This is a genomic window from Aminobacter sp. AP02 (genome assembly GCF_003148805.1).
Lineage (GTDB): Bacteria > Pseudomonadota > Alphaproteobacteria > Rhizobiales > Rhizobiaceae > Aminobacter.
Map to the genome: position 1 here is coordinate 113,522 of NZ_QGGX01000004.1, position 22,731 is coordinate 136,252.

Annotated in this window: 23 protein-coding genes; 19 read left to right on the forward strand and 4 right to left on the reverse strand. The window is 61.4% G+C overall.

Going from position 1 to position 22,731, the window contains the following annotated elements:
• The first annotated feature begins 7 nt into the window (after nt 1–7).
• Nucleotides 8–922: an SMP-30/gluconolactonase/LRE family protein gene (locus C8K44_RS06310; protein WP_109574917.1), complete on the forward strand. Its 915-nt coding sequence runs from the start codon at nt 8–10 to the stop codon at nt 920–922.
• 106 nt (nt 923–1,028) lie between these two features.
• On the opposite strand, the gene C8K44_RS06315 is transcribed toward C8K44_RS06310, so the two are convergent.
• Entirely contained in the window at nt 1,029–1,514 is a 486-nt protein-coding gene (locus C8K44_RS06315; protein WP_109574918.1) for a nuclear transport factor 2 family protein, read from the reverse strand.
• Between the two features lie 32 nt (nt 1,515–1,546).
• On the reverse strand, nt 1,547–2,317 hold the full coding sequence (locus C8K44_RS06320) for an SDR family NAD(P)-dependent oxidoreductase (RefSeq protein WP_109574919.1): 771 nt from the start codon (nt 2,315–2,317) through the stop codon (nt 1,547–1,549).
• A gap of 211 nt (nt 2,318–2,528) precedes the next feature.
• Here C8K44_RS06320 and C8K44_RS06325 point away from each other — a divergent pair, with 211 nt between their 5' ends.
• The 10 genes from C8K44_RS06325 to C8K44_RS06370 all read left to right on the forward strand — a co-directional run bounded on the left by C8K44_RS06325 (nt 2,529) and on the right by C8K44_RS06370 (nt 11,274).
• The gene (locus tag C8K44_RS06325) at nt 2,529–3,671 is read left to right on the forward strand and encodes an acyl-CoA dehydrogenase family protein (RefSeq protein ID WP_109574920.1); all 1,143 of its coding nucleotides are present in this window, start codon (nt 2,529–2,531) and stop codon (nt 3,669–3,671) included.
• Nucleotides 3,668–4,843 carry an acyl-CoA dehydrogenase family protein gene (locus tag C8K44_RS06330; protein ID WP_109574921.1) on the forward strand — a complete coding sequence of 392 codons (1,176 nt, stop codon included), beginning with the start codon at nt 3,668–3,670 and terminating at the stop codon, nt 4,841–4,843. The genes C8K44_RS06325 and C8K44_RS06330 overlap by 4 nt, the downstream gene beginning before the upstream one ends.
• Nucleotides 4,844–4,895: 52 nt before the next feature.
• Nucleotides 4,896–5,432, forward strand: coding sequence for a nuclear transport factor 2 family protein (locus C8K44_RS06335; RefSeq protein ID WP_109574922.1), 537 nt, complete (start codon nt 4,896–4,898; stop codon nt 5,430–5,432).
• A gap of 39 nt (nt 5,433–5,471) precedes the next feature.
• Nucleotides 5,472–6,236: a glucose 1-dehydrogenase gene (locus C8K44_RS06340; protein WP_109574923.1), complete on the forward strand. Its 765-nt coding sequence runs from the start codon at nt 5,472–5,474 to the stop codon at nt 6,234–6,236.
• Between the two features lie 124 nt (nt 6,237–6,360).
• Complete coding sequence (locus tag C8K44_RS06345) at nt 6,361–7,428, forward strand: nitronate monooxygenase (RefSeq protein WP_109574924.1); 1,068 nt, start codon at nt 6,361–6,363, stop codon at nt 7,426–7,428.
• A gap of 12 nt (nt 7,429–7,440) precedes the next feature.
• Nucleotides 7,441–8,199 carry an enoyl-CoA hydratase family protein gene (locus tag C8K44_RS06350; protein ID WP_109574925.1) on the forward strand — a complete coding sequence of 253 codons (759 nt, stop codon included), beginning with the start codon at nt 7,441–7,443 and terminating at the stop codon, nt 8,197–8,199.
• Between the two features lie 18 nt (nt 8,200–8,217).
• A complete protein-coding gene (locus tag C8K44_RS06355) occupies nt 8,218–9,015 on the forward strand; it encodes an SDR family oxidoreductase (protein ID WP_109574926.1) in 798 nt (265 codons plus the stop codon).
• A 2-nt stretch (nt 9,016–9,017) separates the two neighbouring features.
• Entirely contained in the window at nt 9,018–9,476 is a 459-nt protein-coding gene (locus C8K44_RS06360) for a MaoC family dehydratase (protein ID WP_109574927.1), read from the forward strand.
• A gap of 33 nt (nt 9,477–9,509) precedes the next feature.
• Nucleotides 9,510–10,145 carry a nuclear transport factor 2 family protein gene (locus C8K44_RS06365; RefSeq protein ID WP_109574928.1) on the forward strand — a complete coding sequence of 212 codons (636 nt, stop codon included), beginning with the start codon at nt 9,510–9,512 and terminating at the stop codon, nt 10,143–10,145.
• Nucleotides 10,126–11,274 (forward strand): NADH:flavin oxidoreductase, encoded by a 1,149-nt coding sequence (locus tag C8K44_RS06370; protein ID WP_245417401.1) that lies wholly within the window; start codon nt 10,126–10,128, stop codon nt 11,272–11,274. The genes C8K44_RS06365 and C8K44_RS06370 overlap by 20 nt, the downstream gene beginning before the upstream one ends.
• A 150-nt stretch (nt 11,275–11,424) precedes the next feature.
• Here C8K44_RS06370 and C8K44_RS06375 read toward each other — a convergent pair whose 3' ends face one another.
• Nucleotides 11,425–12,492: a helix-turn-helix transcriptional regulator gene (locus tag C8K44_RS06375; RefSeq protein ID WP_109574929.1), complete on the reverse strand. Its 1,068-nt coding sequence runs from the start codon at nt 12,490–12,492 to the stop codon at nt 11,425–11,427.
• Nucleotides 12,493–12,897: 405 nt separating this feature from the next.
• The gene (locus tag C8K44_RS06380) at nt 12,898–14,115 is read right to left on the reverse strand and encodes an ABC transporter substrate-binding protein (RefSeq protein WP_245417382.1); all 1,218 of its coding nucleotides are present in this window, start codon (nt 14,113–14,115) and stop codon (nt 12,898–12,900) included.
• Nucleotides 14,116–14,820: 705 nt separating this feature from the next.
• Between C8K44_RS06380 and C8K44_RS06385 the strand changes: the two genes are divergently transcribed.
• The 8 genes from C8K44_RS06385 to C8K44_RS06425 all read left to right on the forward strand — a co-directional run bounded on the left by C8K44_RS06385 (nt 14,821) and on the right by C8K44_RS06425 (nt 22,709).
• Nucleotides 14,821–16,041 carry a PLP-dependent aminotransferase family protein gene (locus C8K44_RS06385; RefSeq protein WP_109574931.1) on the forward strand — a complete coding sequence of 407 codons (1,221 nt, stop codon included), beginning with the start codon at nt 14,821–14,823 and terminating at the stop codon, nt 16,039–16,041.
• Entirely contained in the window at nt 16,038–16,889 is an 852-nt protein-coding gene (locus C8K44_RS06390) for an SMP-30/gluconolactonase/LRE family protein (protein ID WP_109574932.1), read from the forward strand. Before C8K44_RS06385 ends, C8K44_RS06390 begins: the two co-directional genes overlap by 4 nt.
• Nucleotides 16,886–17,299: a RidA family protein gene (locus C8K44_RS06395; protein WP_109574933.1), complete on the forward strand. Its 414-nt coding sequence runs from the start codon at nt 16,886–16,888 to the stop codon at nt 17,297–17,299. The genes C8K44_RS06390 and C8K44_RS06395 overlap by 4 nt, the downstream gene beginning before the upstream one ends.
• A 368-nt stretch (nt 17,300–17,667) precedes the next feature.
• Nucleotides 17,668–18,402 carry a DUF2384 domain-containing protein gene (locus C8K44_RS06400; RefSeq protein ID WP_109574934.1) on the forward strand — a complete coding sequence of 245 codons (735 nt, stop codon included), beginning with the start codon at nt 17,668–17,670 and terminating at the stop codon, nt 18,400–18,402.
• Between the two features lie 594 nt (nt 18,403–18,996).
• Complete coding sequence (locus C8K44_RS06405) at nt 18,997–20,097, forward strand: porin (RefSeq protein ID WP_109574935.1); 1,101 nt, start codon at nt 18,997–18,999, stop codon at nt 20,095–20,097.
• Between the two features lie 307 nt (nt 20,098–20,404).
• Nucleotides 20,405–21,310: an NAD-dependent epimerase/dehydratase family protein gene (locus C8K44_RS06415; RefSeq protein WP_109574937.1), complete on the forward strand. Its 906-nt coding sequence runs from the start codon at nt 20,405–20,407 to the stop codon at nt 21,308–21,310.
• Nucleotides 21,311–21,330: 20 nt separating this feature from the next.
• Entirely contained in the window at nt 21,331–21,774 is a 444-nt protein-coding gene (locus C8K44_RS06420) for a nuclear transport factor 2 family protein (protein ID WP_109574938.1), read from the forward strand.
• 68 nt (nt 21,775–21,842) lie between these two features.
• Entirely contained in the window at nt 21,843–22,709 is an 867-nt protein-coding gene (locus C8K44_RS06425) for an SDR family NAD(P)-dependent oxidoreductase (RefSeq protein ID WP_199227027.1), read from the forward strand.
• Nucleotides 22,710–22,731 lie beyond the last annotated feature (22 nt).

Sequence of the window (22,731 nt, forward strand, 5' to 3'; positions counted from 1 at the left end):
AGCAGATATGTCGGACGTCGCGTTTGAAATTCTCGATCCGCGTTTCGCGCCGCTGGTCAACCTTCACGCACGGGTCGAAAAACTGTTCACCGGCTGCCTGTGGGCCGAGGGCCCGGCCTGGTTTGCTGCGGGCCGCTATCTTGTCTGGTCGGACATTCCCAACGACAGGATGCTGCGTTTCGACGAAACAGATGAGCGGGTCAGCACGTTTCGCCAGCCATCGGGAAATTCCAATGGCAACACTGTCGACCGCCAGGGCAGACTTGTGACCTGCGAGCATGGCGGCAGACGTGTGACGCGTACCGAGCATGATGGGAAAATCACGGTCGTCGCCGATAGCTGGCAAGGCAAGCGGCTGAACTCGCCCAACGATGTGGTGGTTCGATCTGACGGCTCGATATGGTTTTCCGATCCGACATACGGCATCGACTCCGACTACGAAGGCAACAAGGCCGAGAGCGAGATCGGTTCATCCCAGGTTTACCGGGTGGATCCGGCTTCGGGCGAGGTCATGGCAGTTATCACTGACATGGTAAAGCCCAACGGGCTCGCCTTCTCCATCGATGAAAGCAAGCTCTACGTGGTGGACACCGGCCGCACGCACGGGAGCGAGTATCCGGCACACATGCGAGTCTACGACGTCAGCGCTGACGGGCGCGCGACCAATGGGCGTGTCTTCGCTGAGTGTACGGCAGGATTGTTCGATGGGTTCCGGCTGGACGTTGCAGGTCGCATATGGGTTGCGGCTCATGACGGCATCCATTGCCACGATCCCGACGGAACATTGATAGGCAAGATCAGGCTGCCCGAGCCGTCCGCCAACTGCGTCTTCGGCGGGGCCAAACTCAATTGTCTTTACATTGCCGGCACGACGTCCCTCTACCGCATTCGGCTGATGGTGAACGGGCATCCGACCTACTAGCGATTGACAGGGCGGCACTGGCTCAAGGCCCGCAGGACCTGGATTGGACCGAACGCCTGGGCTTGCGCCAATGGAGGACTGTCCATCCGCAGGGCGGCTTGCGGTATCACTCCTTGGGTTTGACACCTTGCGACAGCAGCGAGCGAGCCTCCGACTGGCCGTTGAGCAGGCGGTTGATACGGTTGTGCACGCGCCAGCCTTCCGTGGTGCGGACCAGCTCCCACCGGTTGGCTCCGGCGCGCTCGACACGCCAATGGTCGCCCTGATTGAGATAGACGCGCGAATAGCCCGTGGCCACTGCCCGGTCGCCATCGACGCTGACATACGGCATGGAGATGACGTGAGCGCAGCCGTCTGCGACATAGTTGATGTGCGGCTCGATGTTGACCAATGAACCGACGGTTTCAGCACCCTCGAGCGGTGCCGCACCGAAATCGTAGCGGCCATCTTGCGCCCACAGCGAGGCCGTGACGTCGCCTGTGCGGCTGTCGACCGAGGGTCCATATGTCGCGAGCAGCTGGTAGATTGCGAGCTGGTCTTCCAGCCCTTTGATGCGCGCTTCGAGCAAGGCGAGCTGCGTTTCGGTATCCATGAGTTTCTCCGATGATTTGAACGAGCCGGCGCTCAGCCGACCGTCTGGGCGCCGTCGACGACAAGGACACTGCCGGAGACATATGACGCATCGTCCGAAGCGAGATAGGCAAAGGCGCCTGCGATGTCTTCTGGCTCGCCGGTCTCGATCTTGCCCAACAGCTTGGAAGGCCGCACGGAAATCGCTGGGTCCTGGTCATCAATGGGTAGCAGGCCGGTGCCTATCTCGGTGCGGACCCGGCCCGGGCAGATCGCATTGAAGCGGACGCCCTTGGGCGCGTACTCGGTTGCCAGCGACTTGGTCATGGCGATGATGCCCGCCTTGGATGCCGCGTATGCCGCGGCATAAGCGATGCCGTCGACCCCGGCTGTCGAGGCTGTCGACACCACATTGCCACGCGATGCGATCAACGTCGGCAATGCCTGCTGCACGACATGGAACACGCTTTCGAGATTGAGGCGGAACACCAGTGCCCACTCGTCGCCTGTCTGCCTGGCGAAGTGATCGCGACGATAGATGCCGGCATTGTTGATCAGGCTGTCGAGGCAGCCATGCAGCGCAATCGCCGTGTCGACCATGTCGCGGGCCGAGGCAGTGTCGGCCGCATCATAGGCAATCGCGTCGGCGCGGACGCCGAACCTTTCAGTCGCTTCCGCGCAGGCGGCTTGCGCCCCTGCGAGGTTGCGGTCGGCGAGTATCAGGGTTGCGCCTTCGGCGGCGAGGCGGAGCGCGGTCGCCCGGCCAATGCCGGTGGCGGCACCTGTGATCAGCACCACCTTATTGTCGAAACGCCTTAGCCCCATCGTGACCTCCAATGCATGCCAGCCATCAGTGGCCGGCCAGCTCCCGTGGGGAATAGACTAGGCGGGGCAGTTGCCCAGCATCCCACATTTGGACGATGCCGCTGGTGCTTGTCGGTGGCATCCGGCATGAAGTGCATTCGTTGCCGCAGCCACTCCGCTTGGGGCAATGTTCAATGACAAAGCCGTCCCGATACGTGCCTGATGGAATTTGATGATCCTCGAATTCACACCTGACCAGCAGATGATCCGCGAGGAGGCCGAGCGCTTCTTGCGAGAGCAGTCGTCTTCGCAAGCCATACGCCGCGTCGTCGATACAGGCTCAACGCACGATGTCGAGCTGTGGACCAGCATTTCGCGCGATCTCGGCTGGTGTGCCATGGCGATCCCGGAAGAATTCGGCGGATTGGGACTCGGGGCGACTGAAGTCGCCATCTTGATGGAACTTGCTGGTTCACGACTTGCCTGCGTTCCGTTCTGGTCGACGGTGTGCCTGGCGGCACCACTCATCGAGTCGGCTGGAAGCGACGAGGCCAAGGCGACATACCTTGGCGCGATCGCCGCGGGCGAAATGGCCGTGACCGTCGCTTATGCTGATCTTTCTGCGGCCGATCCGTCGGCGACGGTTGCGGTCCAGGCCGCCAGAACCCCCAACGGCTATCGCCTCGACGGCACGGTCGGGCAGGTCGTAGATCTCGCTGTCGCCGACATGGTGATTGTTCCGGCAAGGCTGGAGGACGGTGCGACTGCGCTGTTTGCATTGCCCAGCAGTGGCGGCCAGGTGGTCACATCGCTCAGCGTGATCGACGGTACGCGACCTATCGCATCGCTTGAACTTCCCGGTCTGGAAGTGGCCGCCGAATGCCGCATAGACAGCGGTGCGGTGACGGGAGATCAGTTCGCCAAAGCGCTTAGATTTGCCAATCTCGGACTTGCAGCCGAGCAGATCGGAGCGGCGCAGGGCGCTTTCGACATGACGCTTGCCTACATTTCCGAGCGCGTGCAGTTCGGCCGGACCATCGCTTCGTTTCAGGCCATCAAGCACCGCTGCGCAAAGCTGGCCGTCGACATCGCCGAAGCGCGTTCGCTGGTGTTCGGCGCCGCTGCTGCCATGGGACAGGCTGACGCGGGCGAGAGCGCGCTGGAGATTTGTGGCGCGCGCGTTGTCGCATCCGAGCTACAGTTCCTTGCCGCCGAAGAGGCCATCCAGCTGCATGGCGGCGTCGGCTTCACCTGGGAATACGACCCGCACCTGTACTTCAAGCGCGCGCAGGCAAGTGCCGCGCTGCTGGGATCGTGCGAAGCGCATATGGACAAGATAGCCGCAGCGATGTTTGGCGACGGAGGCCGGCCGTGAGCGACCTGAACGCCTTCCGCGCCGAAGTGCGCGACTGGATGAACGCCAATCTCACCGGCAAGTTCGCTGAACTGAAATTCCGCGGCGGTTCGGGCGAGGGCGACGCGCTTCCCGACCTGCGCAAGGAATGGGAACAAGAGCTGGCTCGCGGTCGCTGGACCTGTCCCGGTTGGCCCGCCGAACATGGTGGACGCGGCCTGTCGGTCGCCGAACAGGTGGTGTTCCAGGAAGAGTACAGCCGCGCCGGTGGCCCCGGCCGCATGGGCCATATCGGCGAAGGACTGATGGGGCCGACGCTGATTGCCTTCGGCACAGAAGATCAAAAGAAGCGCTTCCTGCCGGGCATCCTCAACGGCACCGAATTCTGGTGCCAAGGCTATTCCGAGCCGAGCGCCGGTTCCGATTTCGGCAACATCAAGACCCGCGCCAAGCAGGATCCCGAAACCGGCGACTGGCTGGTTTCGGGCCAGAAGGTCTGGACCTCGCTTGCGCATCTGTCCGACTGGATTTTCGTGGTGGCGCGCTGCGAGGAAGGATCTGTCGGCCGCAACGGCCTGATTTTCCTTTTGATGCAACTCGCCCAGCCGGGCGTCGAAATCCATCCGATCAAGCAGATCGGCGGCGGTTCGGAATTCAATTCCGTGTTCTTCGACGGCGCTCGCGCGAAGGCCGAGGATGTCGTTGGGCAGCCCGGCGATGGCTGGAGGATCGCCATGGCGCTGCTCGGCTTCGAGCGCGGAATTTCTACGCTCGGCCAGCAGATGGGGTTCCAGCAGGAACTCGACCTGATCGTCGAAATCGCCAAGGAAAATGGCGCGGATCGGTCGCCGGCAATCCGGCAGCGGGTTGCGCGTGCGTGGATCGGCTTGCGCGCCATGCGCTATCTGGCCATGCGCGCGTTGAGCGATGAGCCATCGACTGAAACGCGCCGCGAGGGCCTCGCCTACAAATACCACTGGTCGAACTGGCATCGCGACCTCGGCCGGCTGGCGATGGATGTGCTCGGCATGGACGGAAACGTGGTTTCGGAATATCCGCGCCGCGAGCGCTTACAGCAGATGTTTCTGTTTGCGCGCGCCGACACGATCTACGGCGGCACCAACGAAATCCAGCTCAACATCATCGCCGAACAGGGGCTCGGTATGCCGAGGGAGCCACGCGGCAAGCTGTAACGATCTTCACCTGCGCCGTTGCCGGAGGCGGAAAGGTTTTGGGAGGACCTGCATGGGCATTCGTGAGGCGGATCTGAACGAGCTTGCGGCGCGTGATGCGCTGCGCCGTCTGGTGACGGCCTATTCGCGGGCGGTGGACAGGCGCGATTTCGCCTTGCTGCGCAGCCTCTACCACGACGATGCGCACGAAGAGCATGGCGACATGTTCGTCGGCGGGCCGGATGCCTACATGGCCTTCGTCGAAAAGGCGCTGTCGAACTATGCTGCGACTGCGCACTACGTGGTCAACACCAGCTTCGAGATCGATGGCGACCGCGCCGAAGGCGAGGTCTACAAGATCAACTATCACCGCACGCATGGCCCAGACGCACATGAGGTCATCACGGGGAGCCGAAGCCTCGACCGCTACAGGCGCGACAACGGCGAGTGGCGCTTCCTCGGGCGCTCTATCACGCTCGACTGGTCGACCAAGCGCAGGGTCGATGCGGAAGCCTATCGCGACTTTGCCGCCGGCAGCCCACCTGGACGCCCCGGCGCGGACGACCTGTCTTATGAGGTTCTGTCGCTGTTTGGCCGTCACGGCGGCTGAGGCGCATCACCAGATTTGAAGCATCGAGGGAGGAAAGGCATGACTGAGCAGAGACAATTCACCGGCAAGATCGCTGTGGTTACCGGCGCCGGCAATGGCATCGGCCGTGCTGCGGCTATCGCCTACGCGCAAGAGGGCGCCGACGTCGCGATCCTCGACCGCGAAGCAGATGCGCTTGCCGAAACCGCCGAACTCGTGCGCGCGCACAAGGTCAAGGCACTGCCGCTGGTGGGCGACATGACGGACCAGCAGGTCGTCGTCGACAGCTTTACCCGCATCAAGCGCGACTTTGGGTCAGTCGACATTTTGCTCAACAACATCGGCCAGACGGCGCGGGAGAACTATTCCGAATTCTGGCAGGCCAAGCCGGAGACGCTGCAGTTCGTGATCGGCGTGTCGTTGATGACGACGCTGACCTGCACGCGCCAGGTGGTTGAGGACATGCGCGCGCGCCGTTCGGGCAAGATCGTATCCATTTCGTCCGACTCGGCGATGAATGGCGACATCGGTACGGTCGATTACGCCTCGGCAAAGGCGGGCGTGCTCGGCTTTACCCGTGCGCTTGCCCGCGAACTCGGACCGTTCAAGGTCAACGTCAACGCAGTCTGCCCGGGTCCGACCAACACGCGTGCCATGCAGCGCATCCCCAAGGACGCTTACGAGCGTGCCAAGAACATGATCCCGCTCGGCGAATTGAGCGAACCCGAAGACATCGCAAATGCGGTAGTTTTCCTGTCGAGCGACAAGGCTCGTTTCATCACCGGCCAGACGCTGATGGTCAATGGCGGCCGCGTTTTCTACTGATCCGGGCCGTTAGTTCATTCAGACGATGTTCCAGTTTGTGCGGCGCATCATTTGAAAACAGATAGAGCAACCGCCCGCCCAAAAAACGGGCGATTGCCGTAAATCCAGCAAGAGAGAACGCCTCATGTCCCTGCATACCGTCCTGTGCGAACGCCTCGGCAGCCGCTATCCGGTGGTGCAGACTGCGATGGGCTGGGTGGCCGACGCCAATCTGACCGCCGCCACCTGCAATGCCGGCGGCTTCGGCTTCTTTGCAGGGGCGACGACCGAACCGGGTGACGTCGAAAACCAGCTGCTCGCCATAAAGTCGAAGACCGACCGTCCTTTTGGCGTCAATTTTCACATGTTCCAGCCGAACGCCGAAGAGGTGATCGCCGCTGTCATCAAGCATAAGGTGCGCGCGGTAAGCTACGGCCGCGGCCCTGACGCCAAGACGATCAAGCGGCTGAAGGATGCGGGAGTCGTCTGCATGCCGACGGTCGGCGCGGTCAAGCACGCGGTCAAGGCCGTCGAGCTGGGCGCCGACATCATCACCGTTCAGGGCGGCGAGGGCGGTGGCCACACGGGCGCTGTGCCAACGACCATTCTGCTGCCGCAGGTGCTCGACGCCGTGAAGGTTCCTGTCGTGGCCGCTGGTGGCTTCTTTGACGGTCGCGGACTTGCAGCAGCTCTCGGCTACGGTGCGGCCGGCATCGCCATGGGGACGCGATTCCTGATGACCAAAGAATCGCCGGTGCCCCGTTCCGCACTCGACCGCTACCTTGCGACCAAAGATCCGACGCTGATCCGCACCACTACCGCCGTCGACGGCATGCCGCAGCGCTTCATAGAAAACGCCGAGATCAAGCGCCTCGAAAGCATGGGCCTGCCCGCGCGCCTGGCAATGAGCATGAAATATGCTCGCCAGTGGGGCAAGGAGAGCGGGCTTGGCCCGATCGCCATGGCCAAGCTTGGCCTTAAGGTGCTGTCGAGCGGCGAAAACAGCTTTGCCCAGACCGTGATGGCACCGAACCTGCCGACGCTGGTGCAGCGCGGCGTTGTCGAGGGCAACACCGAAACCGGCCTGCTGCCTTCGGGCCAGGCGGCCGCGATGATCGACAAGCTCGAAAGCTGCGAAGAGCTGATCGTGCGCATCGTTGCCGAGGCTGAAGCGCGGCTGAGGGAAATTTCGGCGCTCGTCGCCGCGAAGTAACGGAGAAATTCGATGAGCGAACAGTTCTGGACCAGAATTGAAGAGGGCGTCGCCGAGCTTGTGATCGAAAATGCGCCGGTCAACGCACTGGATAGCATTGGCTGGCGCAAGCTCTCGCAGGAGATCGATGGCCTCAATGCCAATGTTGATGTGCGCGTGATCGTCATCCGCGCCGAAGGCCGCGGCTTCTGCGCCGGCGTCGACATCAAGGAGCTGCAGAAGCATCCCGAGCGTATTCCAGAAGTGAATGCCGGCAACTGGGAGACCTTCCGCGCTATCCACCGCGGCCTGAAGCCGGTGATCGTGGCAGCCCATGGCTACATCCTCGGCGGGGGCATCGGCATCTGCGGTTCGGCCGACATCATCATCTGCTCGCCCGACGCGAGCTTCGGCGTGCCCGAGGTCGACCGTGGCGCGCTGGGTGCGGGTGCGCACCTACAACGACTGTTTCCGGTGCAGAAGGTGCGCCAGATGTACTTCACCGGCGAGCCAATCGATGCCGCCGAGGCCTACCGCCTGGGCGCCGTCGAAAAGGTCGTTCCGCGTGAGGAACTGCGCGACGCCGCGATCAAGCTCGCCAAGACCATTGCCGCCAAGAGCGCGATCATGATCCGTCTCGCCAAGGAAGCGCTCAACGGCATCGAGGATGGCGACCTCGAAAAGAAGTACCGCTGGGAGCAGGGTTTCACCGCCCAGGCATATCTCACCCAGGAATCGCAGGAGGCGCGTGACGCCTTCGTCGGCAAGCGCGACGCCGACTTCAAGAAGTAATTGGAACAGGACGCCCCCATGACCACCAACATCATTCCCGTTCCCGCCTATGTCGAAGGCCACGGCCTGCTCAAGGGTCGCTCGGTGCTCATCACGGCCGCCGCTGGCGTCGGCATCGGCTTTGCCGCGGCCCGCAAGGCGATCGAGGAAGGCTGCCGCGCCATCATGATCTCCGACGTCCATGACCGGCGCCTGGCGGAAGCCGCAGAGAAGCTGCGCGAATTCTCGCCGACGGTCGAAATCTACAGCCAGCTGTGCAACGTTACCGACGAAGAGCAGGTGCAGACGCTAGTCGACGCGGCGGATGAAAAGCTCGGCGGCATCGACGTGCTCATCAATAACGCCGGGCTCGGCGGCCTGAAGCCCGTCGTCGAGATGACCGACGCCGAATGGAACCTGGTGCTCGACGTCACCTTGACCGGGACCATGCGCATGACGCGCGCGGCCCTCAAGAAGATGCAGCCCCGTGGCAAGGGCGCCATCGTCAACAACGCCTCGGTGCTTGGCTGGCGTGCCCAGAAGGGCCAGTCCCACTATGCAGCTGCCAAGGCTGGCGTGATGGCATTCACACGCTGTTCGGCCGTCGAAGCCGCCGAATATGGCATCCGTATCAACGCCGTGTCACCGTCTATCGCCATGCACGACTTCCTCAAGCGATCTGCGCCGCAGGAACAGCTGGACGCCCTGGCAAGCCTTGAAGCCTTCGGCCGTGCCGCCGAAGTCTGGGAAATCGCCAATGTCATGATGTTTTTGGCCAGCGACTATGCCGGCTACATGGTCGGCGAGGTCGTCTCGGTCTCCAGCCAGAGGGCCTGACGATGGGTCTCGTCTTCTCGTTGCCTGAAGAGGCAGTGGCGGCGATTGGCCAGAACCTCGGGTCGAGCGGCTGGCTTTTGATCGACCAAAAGCGCATCGACACCTTTGCGGAGGCGACCGGCGATCACCAGTGGATTCATGTCGATCCGGTGCTCGCCAAGGATGGGCCGTTTGGTACGACGGTCGCCCATGGATGTTTGACCTTTTCGCTGATCAACGGGTTCCTGCCGGAGCTGTTCAAGGCGGAAGGCATGAAGATGGGCATCAACTATGGCTGCGACCGGCTGCGCTTTCCCGCACCGGTCCCCGTCAACTCCAAGGTCCGTGCGGTTGGCGAACTGGTCCATGCCGAGCTCTTGGCCGGCAATGCCGTTCAGACCACCGTGCGGGTGACGATCGAGATCGAGGGCTCAACAAAGCCGGGCTGCGTCGCCGACATGGTCGGCCGCTACTACTTCTGAGGCGTCAAGGCCCATCAGGCATCGGAGAAGACCATGGACAAAACGGACAACGCACAGGCCGAAATCCTGGCGCGGCTGGACAGGCTTGAATCGCGTGACGAGATCCGCCAGCTGATTTCCAAATATTCGTTGGCGCTCGACATGCGCGACATGAACGCGATGGCCTCGCTTTTTGCGCCCGACGTCAAGGTCGGCGGCGGCAAGTCGGGCAGGGCAGCATTGCGCGATTGGCTCGACGATACCATGCGCAAGCAGTTCGACGGCACCTCCCATCACGTCGGCTCGACGATCATCGAGTTTGTCGACGCCGACAATGCAGTGGGCATCGTCTACTCCAAGAACGAGCACGAATGCGGCGCCGAATGGGTCATCATGCAGATGATGTACTACGACCGCTACGAGCGAATTGACGGCCGCTGGTGCTTCCGCCGCCGTCAGCCGCTGTACTGGTATGCGACCGACCTCAACAAGCCGCCAGTCGGCTCGCGCAAGATGCGCTGGCCAGGCCGCGAGCCCTATGAGGGCTCGTTCCACGAGCTGTTCCCGTCCTGGAAGGAATTCTGGGCGCGTTCGGGGCCAGAAGAAGCGCTGCCGGAACCGGCGCCGCTCGAAGCCTTCATCGAAACCATGCGCAAGGGCAATGAAATCCGTGGCAATCGTGTGCGCTGACAATCTGACTACTAACCGGCAGGCTGCTGACGGGCTGATTGCCGAGAAGCTGTTCCAGCCGATCAAGATCGGAGGCCTCGAGCTTTCCAATCGCATCGCCATGGCGCCGATGTCGCGCTATTTCTGCGCCGACGGGACCCCGCATGAGAAAGTCTCGGCCTACTATTCGCGCCGTGCGCTCAACCAGGTTGGCCTGATCATCACCGAGGCGACCTACATCGGTCATCCCACGGCGCCGAGCTACGAGGGCGTGCCCTATTTCGCCGGAGAGGCGGCATTGGCCGGCTGGGCCAAGGTGCGTGCTGCCGTGCATGCCGCTGGCGGCAAGATCATGCCGCAGCTGTGGCATACCGGAAGCTTCCGCAACTCCGCGATGGCGCCGCAACCTGGCGTACCCGGCGTCGGACCATCGGAAAACCTCAATGCCTTCACCGGCCATCCCGAGCCGACCAAGGCGATGACCGATAATGACATCATCGAGGTCATCGAGGCCTATGCCGAGGCTGCGGAAGCAGCACAGCGGCTAGGATTCGACGGGGTGGAGATCCATGGCGCGCATGGCTACCTGATCGACGAGTTCCTCTGGGCAACCTCCAACCGCCGCGCCGACCGCTATGGCGGCAACCGCCGTGAGCGCACGCGCTTTGCCGTCGAGGTCATCGAAGCAATGCGCAGCCGCGTCGGCCCGGATTTCCCGATCTCCTTTCGCTATTCGCAGTGGAAGCAACAAGACTACAAGGCAGTACTTGGCGAAACGCCAGGCGAACTGGCCGAGGTGCTGGAACCGCTGGTTGACGCGGGCGTGAGCATCATGCACTGCTCGACGCGACGCATGTGGGAGCCGGGCTTCGCAGCCGAGAACGACATGACGCTTGCCGGCTGGACCAAGAAGATCACTGGACTACCCGTGATCGCAGTCGGAGGGGTTGGCCTCGACAGGCCGGGCTTGAATGCTGCCGAAGTGGCACCTCTCGACGTGATCGAAAAGCCCCTTGCACGTAACGAATTCGACGTTCTCGCTGTCGGGCGCGCGCTACTGGCCGACCCGGCCTGGGCGATGAAGGTCAAGCAGGGCCGTAGCGATGAAGGCGTCGGCTATTCCAAGGAGCAGCTCAAGTCGCTGTTCTGACAGGGCAGCCAAAACCAGGACGCTTTGTTGGCTCTTCCCCCTGCCGGTTTTTGAGCGGGGACTTCTCTGTTGGATCTAAATGGAAAAGCGCTGGGGACTTTGTCCGCCAGCGCTTTCAGTTTGGGTCAACGTGGAGTTGGAACGCGCCTGTCAGGCGGCCTGGCGCGGGCCGTGGCCGAGGATGACCGCGCTGTTCAGCACCAGTCTTACGAGCTCCGTCTGACGCGTGATGCCGCTCTTGGAGAAGATCGAGCGCAGATGCGCGCGCGCTGTGTTGCGGCTGATGTCGAGCGAGGTCGCAGCATCTTCAAGCGACAGGCCCGCCGTCAGGCGACGGGCCACGGCTGCCTCCGCAGGGGTCAGGTCGAATAACTGGCGCACAAGCTCGCCCTCGACCTCGGGGTTCGTCTCAGGGTCGCGGATGTAGACGGCGACCGCCGAATTGGCAGCGGCAGCGTTGTCTTTGCTGCCGCGGATCGGGCGAACGATGACGCCGAGATTGCGCGAACCGGACTGCTTGGTCAGCGAAAGGCCGCGCGAAGCCGCTGCTTCGTTTGCGCTAGCGCCTTGCATGGCCGCTTTGATCGCATTTTGGAAATCGCGGTCTTCCTTGGCCGAGGTCGCACGAAGACGATTACCCTGGATCTGCAAGCCGTCGCGGGCCTCGAGGAAGCGGGTGGCGGCATCGGAGGCACGGATGATCTTGCCCGAGTGATCGAGGATAACGACGCCGACATAGAGCTTGTCCATAACATCGGAATAAAGCGAGCGTTCGACCTCGGTCGCGCCCATACGCCAGGACATTTCGACGCCACGGGAAAGCTGGGACACCAGGATTTCGCAAACCGACGCTGCTTGGTCGTCGAATTTTGGCCCAGCACGGTCACGGAAAACCCACAGGGTGTAACGGGCGCTATCATCAGCGGCGAGGAGCGTCGCCGACATCGGCTGGCAGCGCTCCGTCAGATATGTCAGCTGAGCCGCCCGCGGAAGCGCAACGCCTGCCGTATCGGTCATGTTCTCATCGATCTCGGTGAACACATGGTAGGTCTCACCGGTGCGCACCCGATCCTCGATTACGAGCACCGCTGCGTATGCGTCGAACTGCTCGCGAACCAGTTCAAGCGAGTTGCGCAACGGCCTGCCGCTCATGAGGCTGTCGGAAACGCGGTTGAGGAAGTGGCCGAATTCGACAATCGATCTGGCGTGAAAGGTCATTGCAGGAGCTCCCAGTATCCGCCGCACGGGGCGTGCGGGACCAGCACCCGACAGCGCGGCTTGCGCGCCAGCAGGTCATGAGTTGGATTTTTGTGTCGAGGGCCGGCAACCGGCCCAGGCATCAGCGGATCAGGATGGAGGGAGGAAACTTCGTCGGGCAAGATGCCGGACGAACGACGACGCAGCTGCCATGCGAATTGTGCTTGAACCGGTCATCGCGCTTCCTCCCGAATGCGAAATGAATAATGTCGACAGTTATGTCATTAAATTGACACGTCGTCAATTCGAAATGCACCACGTAGAATTTTTGACACCGTGTCAGTGGATAAGTATTGGGCAGCATGCAAACAAAACGGGCCGGGTCTTGCGACCCGGCCCGCATGATCAGCAAGTGCCTGATGTGCCTTAGGCGCCGCAGTCGGCCCGTTCGACCAGGCCATCCTCGCGCGGCTTGTAGGGGTTCTTGACCACCTTGATCGACTCGGGCGCGGGCAGGAAGTGGCTCTTGTCGCTGGCCTGGATCGGACCCGTCAGCATCTCGACCTTGGAGGCGTTGGCTTGCAGCCAAGCAGCTATCGAAGGACCATCGGCCTTGCCCGATCCATTGATCGCAGCGGCCAAGACGACTGGCTGGATGTAATAAGGAATCAGCGCCGAGGCGCCACCCATGCGGTCGACGTCGGCAACCTGTTCCTTGGCGCGCTTGACGAACTTGGCGAATGCCTTTTCGCCGACCGGGTCGCTCGGGCAATAGGTCATGCCGACAAACTGGACGCTGTAGACGTCCTTGAATGCTTCTTCGCCGACCACTGCGGCATTGCCGACGGCATAGTTGGTCATCGTCTGGTTGGCCAGCACCGGCACGTCCCAGCCAATGTCGGCACGATTTTCGAGTAGCTTGCGCGAGTCATCGCCAATCGAGTTGATCAAAAGGATCGCCTCGGCGCCCGAGCTGCGCATCTGGAAGAGCTGCGGGGTCATATCTTCGGTGCGGAAAGCGAATTCCTGTACGGCTGTCGGCTCGACGCCGCGCGACTTGAGGTAGTCGACGATCTCGGTGACAGCCGCCTTCGACATACCGCCATTGTCAGATATCAGCGCGAGCTTGGTCAGCTTCAGCTTGTCGAGCGCATAGTCGATGTTCGGCTTCATCTGGTTGAGCCCGGTGACCGAGCCAGAAAAATGGAACGGACCAGCTTCGGGCGTCAGCTGGGTCGATGCCGCTGACGACACCTGGGCGATGCTCTTTTCGGTCGCAACAGGCACAACCGGGATGGTTTCCTGGGAGGTCGCCGGGCCGATCAAAACCTGAACCTTCTCGTTTTCGATCAAGCGACGGACTTCGCTGACCGCATGTGTCGGATCAGTCATCGTATCGCCAAGCACGAGCTCGGCTTTCTTGCCCAGGATGCCGCCCGCAGCGTTGATGTCTTCGATGGCAAGTTTCCAGCCCACCTCCGCCGTCTTGCCGATCGAGGCACCGCCCCCGGTCATGGACATGATGCCGCCGACCTTTATCGTTTCCTGGGCGTGCGAAAAGCCAGCCGAAATTGCCAGTGCAGCCACCGAAACCATTCCGATGGCCGTGCGTCGCGTAATGGAATTGTTCCATTGGAAGTTCATGCGTTTCTCCTCCGCTTGTTCCACTCGCTAGCCATTCACGGACGTTTGATCGCAGCATCGTCCGGTCGGACGATGAGCCGCATTTCGCAAACTTCAGAGTTGGGACCGCCCGGCGTCTGGTACGATCTCGCTGGCATGGACTGGCCGCCCGATCTTGGATCCATCGGCTAGATCGGCAAGAGGCCATGTGTGAACCTCCCTTTGCCAAGACCGTATGAAAACCGCCTTGTCGCGCTGACTGACTGATCAACACCTCTAGTCTTTTCGGACGAGGCCAATGTCGTCTTAGCAATACGTAATATCCCAATCAGATCGCTCAGTCGGCCGGCTGTTGGTCGATCTGCAAGGGGAGGTAGCAATTGACCATGCTCTCATGCGCGGCTCGGGAGGTGTCGCGTCATGGTTCTGCAGAAGCCGTCGCGGCCTGACCCAAATTCTGTACTGCTGTCGCCTAATCCCTGAATGCAATCAGCTGCTTGGGCTGGACGAGATTGAATTTAGCCGTCGAGTCTACCGCTTTTCGAGGTTGAACTCGGTTTGCGAGTGAGATGCGTGGGGCAGGTTGCATTGGCCGCTGGCGCGAACGCCGGGGCGCCATTTTTGGCGCACGCTGGTCAATGCGATCAAAGGGCACGGCCGTCAAAGCGGGTATGCGCCGGACAAGGCGAACACCTGTGAAATACTATCCAAGGGGGGAATGAACTCATGTCAGTAGACCATCTGCGCGCAAAACTTTCCGGCTCCGGTCCGGCGCTTTTTTTCCCGGACCCCGAGGTCCCGGCAATCTTCAACTTCGACCAGGGGCTTGCGGCGCCGGAAACGTTTCCGACCGACGATCTCGTGCGCCTCGCGCGCAAGGCGCTCGACGAACATGGCGCCAAGGTTCTCGACTACTTCGACCCCGCCACCGGTTATGAGGAACTGGTCTTCGGCTTCAAGGGTCTGCGCAAGGAAATCGCCGACCGCATCGAGCGCACCCAGGGCAAGCAACTGGGCACGCTCGGCGTAATCCTGACCTCGGGCTCCGTGCAGGGCATCGCGCTCGCCGCCAATGGCTACGTCAATCCGGGCGATGTCGTCGTCGCCGAGGCCGCGTCCTTCCCCTACGCCTTGCGCTTCATGCAGATGGCCGGCGGCGACCTGCGCACCGTGGCGGTCGACGACCACGGCATGGACATCGACGCGCTGGAAGTCCTGCTGAACAAGGTCAAGGCCGAAGGCAAGAGGGTCAAGATCGTCTACACCATCCCGACCTTCCAGACGCCGACCTGTACCGAAATGTCGGTGCCGCGCCGCAAACAGCTGCTGAAGCTCGCCAAGGAACACGACTTCCTCATAATCGAGGACAACGTCTATGGCGACCTGCGTTTTGCCGGCGAGGAGCTGCCGACCCTGCTCAGCCTCGACACCGACGACCGCGTCATCCAGTGCGGCAGCTTCTCCAAGATCGTGGCGCCGGCGCTGCGTCTCGGCTGGATCGCCGGGCCGGCTGCGGCCATCGAGCCCATCGCCGCCGTCCGTCAGGACCTCGGGGTCAGCCAGTGGTACTCCCGCGTCATGGCCTCGTTCATGGCCGACGGCCTGCTCGAGGGCCACATCGCCGAGGTCAACAAGGTCTACAAGAGCAAGGCCGAGACGGCAGCGCGCGCCGTGCGCGACTATTGCGGCAACTACGTCACCTTCCGCATGCCGCAGGGCTCCTTTTACCTCTGGCTCGAGATCGACGAACGCGTCGACTGGCAGCGCGCGGCCGAGCTTTCGGCCAAGGAAGGCATCTTCTTCCGCCCCGGCGAGCGTTTCATGGGCGAGGCCAATGGTCGCCAGTTCCTGCGCTTGGCCTACAGCCATGTCAGCGAAGACATCATCGAGCGCGGCATCAAGAAGCTCGGCGAGATCCTCAGCGCCTGCGCCAGGGTTCCGGCATGACGCTTTCGGATCGCACGATCGCGGGGGGATTCGTCTATCCCGAATGCCCCCGCTGGCATGACGGCCAGTTGTGGGTCGCCGATCAGCACGACAGCTTCGTCCATGTGCTCGCCGCCGACGGTACCCGCAGTGACAGCTTCGCCGTGCCAGGCGGCCCTTCCGGCATGGGCTGGTTGCCCGATGGTAGTCTGCTTGTCGTGTCGATGGACGACCGAAAGCTGCTCAGGCGCGGACGCGACGGCAAGCTCACGCAGCACGCCGATCTCTCAGGTGTCCACCCCTTCCATTCGAACGACATGGTCGTCGATGCACAAGGTCGCGCCTATGCCGGCAACATCGGCTTCGACTTCTATGCTGGCCAGGCCCCGGCACCTACGGTGCTCGCGATGGTCACGCCCAGCGGCGATGTTGGCGTCGCTGCAGATGGATTGATGTGCCCAAATGGTGCGGTCATTACACCCGATGGCCGAACACTCATCATCGCCGAGTCGATGGGCGCCCGTTTGACTGCCTTCGCAATTGGAGCCGACGGCAGCCTGAGCAATCGACGTATCTTTGCTGGCCTCGAAGGCCACGTGCCGGACGGAATCTGCCTCGACGCGGAGGGGCATGTCTGGGCGGCTTCGCCATATGAAAAGGCGGTGCTCAGGGTGAGCCCGTCGGGCGAAATCGTAGAGCGCGTCGAGATCCCCGACGCCAACCCCTATGCTTGCATGCTCGGCGGCGCCGACGGCCGCGACCTCTTCATCTGCGTTGCCCCGCACCATGACCCCGAAGTCACAGCCAAGCTGAGGGGAGGGCGGATCGATGTCGTTCGAGCCCCCGCACCGGGAGCTGGACGACCATGAGCGACGCCCCAAACGTCGAACGGCTCAATCCGCCCGGAATGTCGTTCCCCGGTATGAGCCAGGCCGTGGGATGCGGCGACTTCGTGCTCGTCTCGGGGCAGGTGGCACTGCGGGATCGGCAGATCGTCTGCGCCGGCGATCCCGCAGGGCAATCCGAGCATGTGTTCCGCAATATCGAGGCGGTATTGGGGGAGGCCGGGCTGACGCTCGGCCATGTCGTGTCGTTGCGCTGCTATCTGACCAGTACAGACGCCTATCAGGCTTATGCTACGGTCAAGAACCGCATCTTCGCCAACAATCCACCGGCCGCCACCGCCATGGTCGTCACGGCGCTAGTCCTGCCCGAGATCATGGTCGAAGTCGAGGCTGTGGCTTGGCGTCACGCACTTGGCAACCCCACCTCGGTCTAGAAAGCTACGCTACCGAACTGCCCGGGCACCGGTTGAGTGCGGCCTGCAGCCCACATTCGAAGACCCGCCAAATCCAACTTTCCGACTTCGCCAATTGCCATGTACGCCATCAAGAATTGCGAACGAGTCCATTGCCAAATCCTGCAATCGCGGAGACGCACACATTCCATTCGTTGCCGTCAGGCGGCTCCCTACTGTCTGGTCGTTGGCGATGAGACGCGAAGGGCGGCGGCTCGCTGCGACAGGCAAGCCCCTAAGCTGCAGCGCCAGCCAATCACTGGGAGCGAACGGTTCGCGATCGACAACGGGAAAAGGTCATGCGGAGGGTTTGGGCAAGCTCGACGCAAAGAGACAATCAAGGTTGCAATATGAACATAGCAGCTGAACACGGGTTCGAGAAAAGCAATGGCGAATTCGCCAGGTTTATCAGCGATGAGATAGATCGCGCCCTGGTGCGATTGGGCAATGAATTCAGCCCGGACCAACTGACCACGGGGAACCGAAGCGATGGGCGTGACACATCATTGATCTCCTTGCTTGCGCCAACCGATGACCCATCCGGCAAGGGTACGCAAAACCACCTGGCCGATTTGGCATCAAGATTTGTCCATGCGATCGCGGCCGAAGCCGTTCGCCGTTTCACATTGAATGACAGTCCGGGGCTTTGGCACTCAGTCGGGTCGGAATCCGATGCGAACGTGTCTGTGCCTCGGGACACACATGCCCCAAGCGGTGAGCTCGATTCAATGTTGATGGAAGATTGGGCCGGGCAGGTTGCGGGGCAGACATATCTGGAGGAAAATCTTCGCATTCCACGATCGACGCTGCATTTGTGGAAGCGACGCAATGAAGTAATTGCGCTGCGGACGGGGCGTCGCAAGCACGTCTTCCCCTTGGCTCAGTTCATCGACGGGCGGCCCGTCTCAGGCATACGAGATGTGCTTGCCATACTCTCGGGCCCACGTGTCAGTTGGTACTGGCTAAGCCGCCCATCTCCTGATCTTGCTGGTTGCACACCGATCGACATGCTCAAGCGCGACCGTGTTGCGGAAGTCATCGCTGCCGCTCGCGCCTTTTCGCTGGGGGGCGAAACGTTCTCGTAGTTTCATTTTTTTGGAACGGCCCACTCGACGAGCGTGATCGGGGGGTGGAACAGGTGAGCGGACATTAGGCCCGCTCCCAAAGGTACCTGAACGCCGCGACCCACGAGTGTCGCACGAAGAGACGTCGGCCCACCTCTCACGAAGCTCCGCTGCTACCAGGATTGGCCTTTTGCACCGCTATCTCGCAAATGTGCCGACCCGCTTGGCGTCGTCGGACATACCTGCAAGGCGCCGCCGACGGCCCCCAACCTCAAGTCCATCCTCGGCGTTGCATCTGTATCAGCCTTATGCCTCGCTATGTTGTTGATGCACAAAATAAACAAAATAAACATTTCTTCTGCACAGATCGAACAAACTGGCCTATGTGAACAGTATTCGTGACTAATGTTGTGCTAGAATTGCCACATATGTCAAACGATTCAAAATTACTCAAATAAATACGTTCAATTGTTGTTGATCGCCTGAGTGATATGATCGATGACGGTTCGTCAAATAACGGCATGGGATCATCCGTCATTTGGACGTGAAAGCAGGAATGGTCGCTGTTTTCCCGAATGTCAGGCCAGTTTCAGAATTGAATTGGGAGAATCAAGAATGAACATTAAGAGCCTTCTTCTCGGCTCTGCTGCGGCGCTGATCGCAGTTTCCGGCGCTCGTGCGGCCGACGCTGTCGTCGTCGCTGAGCCGGAGCCCATGGAATATGTCCGCATCTGCGATGTTTACGGCGCAGGCTTCTATTACATCCCCGGTACCGAGACCTGCCTCAAGATTGGTGGCCTCGTCCGCTACCAGTTCGACTACGCCGAGCACATTCTTGACTCCGGCTGGAGGAAGCAGGCACTCGCTCGTCTGAAGTTCGACGCACGTTCGGAAACCGAATACGGCACGTTCCGCCGTTACATCGAGTTCCAGGCGAGCGTCGGCGGCGGCGGTTGGGTACATAACGATTCGACCGACACCGACACGTGGCGCGGCGTTAAGTCCGAAAGCGGAACGGCTCTCCGTTATGCCTACTTCGAACTCGGCGGCCTGCTCGTCGGTCACAACGACACCTTGTTCGACGGCGGACTTGATGGCGAGTTCGACTCGGGCGGCGGCGACCGCATCAACCAGATCCGCTACACCATTGATGCTGGCAACGGCATTGCCGTGTCGATGGGCCTGGAAGAAGAGTCCGACAACTTCGACTATGTCCCGCTGGTCACCGGCAAGGTTGCCATCAACCAGGGCTGGGGGTCACTCAACCTGTATGGTGGTTACGACAACGCCTACGAAGAGTTCGCCCTCAAGGCGATTGGCAACGTCAAGGCAACCGACGCACTCACATTGCAGTTTCTCGCCGGCTATGAATCTGGCCCGACCTATTGGTCGATCAACCCACTCGGCGCTCTTGAAAACATTGCCGGTTCCTACCAGGGCTACGCCTACACGCTCGCTGCCTACCTGAGGTATCAGGTTAACGAGAAGCTGTCGGTCGGCTTCGGCGGACAGTACTTCGGTGATGCGCACGACGACAATTTCTGGCTCGACAACGACGGTTCCAACGATTACTCGCTCGGTACTGTCATCGACTACAAACTCGTCGAAAATCTCAACGCAAAACTGGCAATCAACTACTTCGACGGCGACACTTTCGACAACTTCGGAAGAGGCGGTGGCTTCAACGGCTTCCTGCGCCTCGACGCTACGTTCTAGTTGATCGATACGTCAGTATAGATGCAGCAACCCGCAGTCGAAGACTGCGGGTTGCTTTTTGCTTCGCCGGCGGAATTTTTTACTGCCGCGCGTCCGGCGCTGGCCGGCTCGCCCCGGAACCGCTTCGATGCCGTCGAACTGCCTGACGACGGGCCACATGCAAAAACTCTTCCAAGCTTCAAGACACCGCCCCTCAATACTGCGACCGAGCTCTCAAAGTTTTCCTTAGTCGATACGGACGATGTCGCTCGGCCTCCGCTGCCTATCGTTGCGCGCAGCTAGATTGAAAATGCCCGGGAGCGTGGTCATGAAAATCCTCATCATTGGCGGTACCGGAATGATCGGCGGCCACACCGCGAGCTATCTCAAGGCACTCGGCAATGAGGTTGTCCTTGCGGCACGCAAACCAGCTCCTGAAGCCACCCCGATGGCTGCCTATCCGACCATCTATGGCGACTACACCACAGGCGACTTCTCGGCGGCCGATCTCGCGCCGTTCGACGGCATCCTGTTTGCCGCAGGCAACGACATTCGTCACCTGCCCAAGGGTGTCGACGAGAACGAGTTCTGGACCAAAATGCAAATTGAGGGCGTTCCAGACTTTGTCGAGCTGGCCCGCAAGTCAGGCGTTAGACGCGTTGTCCATATCGGCAGCTACTATCATCAGGTCATGCCCAATCTGGTAGAAACCAACGCCTATGTGCGCGGTCGCAGCCTCGCAGACGAGGGCGTTCGCGCACTGGCGACTGACGACTTCAACGTCTCGACACTCAATCCGCCTTCCATCATCGGTTATGTGAAGGGCTTGCCGACCAAGCGCTACGAGACCTTGATGGCCTATGCGCGCGGCGAACTGGACCTGCCGATCTTCGCGCCGCCCGGCGGCACCAACTATATGTCGGTGCAGTCATTGGCAGAGGCTATCTGGGGTGCGTTTCAGCACGCCGAAAGTGGCAAGGCCTATCTGGTCGGCGACGAGAATCTGACGTTCCAGCAGTATTTCCAGGCGTTGTTCGATGCCGTCGGCAATCCGCATCAGGTCGAAGAGCGCAACGAGGAACATCCGCTGCTGCCCGACATGTTCATTGTGCCGGGACGTGGCAATATACTTGCCTACGAGCCGGACGCCGAAGAAACCAAACTCCTTGGCTACCGGCGCAACGATACGCAGCGTGCGATCCGCGAAGTGTTCGCGCAGGTCACGGGCAAGTAGTTCGGTCTCAGGAGGGCGGCATGGCGGACGATCAGGCGGCACTGCTGATGGCGATTGCGCTCAGGCGCGTGTCCGAACGCTACGCCTGTGCCGTTGACTGCGGCGACGGAGACTTGCTCGCCGCGCAGTTCACCCCTGACGGCGTCGTTGAGTCCCCGCGTGGCAAATTCGTGGGGCCCGAGCAACTCAGCGGCATCCCTGCCATGGTCGCGAACCGCTATCTCAAGACCTTCCATGCCGTGCTCAACCAGATGGTCGAACCCATCGAAGGCGGGGCCGAGGGCGAGACCTATTGCATCGCAAGACACTATTTCCACGATCCAGCCGGACGTTACCTCTGTTACGAGATGACGATCCGTTACCAGGACCGCTTCGCGCGCACCTCTACCGGCTGGAAGCTCTCACGCCGCGCCCTTACGGTAGTTGGCACCCACACATATGAGGCGCAGGAAACCCCGAACTAGGGGCGTTTCAGGGCGAGGCCGCCCCGACATGCGTCGGCCACTTAAACTTACAGACAGCGGAGTACAGCATGTCGGATGAAATCTCCATCCTTGGCCTGGCAGGCAAGGTGGCACTAATCACAGGCGGCGGCGCGGGTATCGGCCGCGCCACGGCTGAGCTCTATGCCCGTGCCGGCATGAAAGTCGCAGTCGCCGAGATAGAGCCCGCACGCGTCGCATCTGTGCGCGAGGCGCTTGGCGAAGAGCATCTCGTCATCGAGGCCGATGTGCGCAAGTCGGCCGACGTGGCCAAGGTGATAGAGGCGGTCAAGGATCGCTTCGGCAGGCTCGATGTGCTGGTCAACAATGTCGGCGACTATCTCGGCTACAAGACCGAATTCGAGCATTCGACAGAAGAAGAGTGGGAAGCGCTTTATGGCGTCAACCTGCTGCATATGTTCCATGTGAGCAAGGCGGCGATCCCGCTGATACGGGCCAGTGGCCCGGGTGGCAGCATCGTCAACGTGTCGACCATCGAGGCTTTCCGCGGCATTCCGATGACGGTTGTCTATTCGGCGTTCAAGGCGGCGGTCACAGGCTTCACCCAAAGCCTTGCGGTCGAGCTCGGCCAATACGGCATCCGCGTCAATGCGATCGCGCCCGAGACCACTAATTCGGCCCAGATCGTCGCGACGCCACGCGTGCCGCCGGAAAATCGCGACTACCTCAAGCGCTGGTTCCCGATCGGCCGGTTCGGGGAGGGCACGGACTCCGCGGGTGCTGCGCTGTTCCTTGCCTCCGAGCTGCTGTCGGGTTGGGTATCGGGTACGACGATCCATGTCGATGGCGGCGTGCTCGCCGCCGGCGCCTGGTCGCGCCTACCAGGCGACGCAGGATGGACGCATTTGCCCGTCATCGAGTCCGACGGCTACACACCACGCCCCAACGCAAAATAGGGCCAATCGGTTGTCAGCGTCC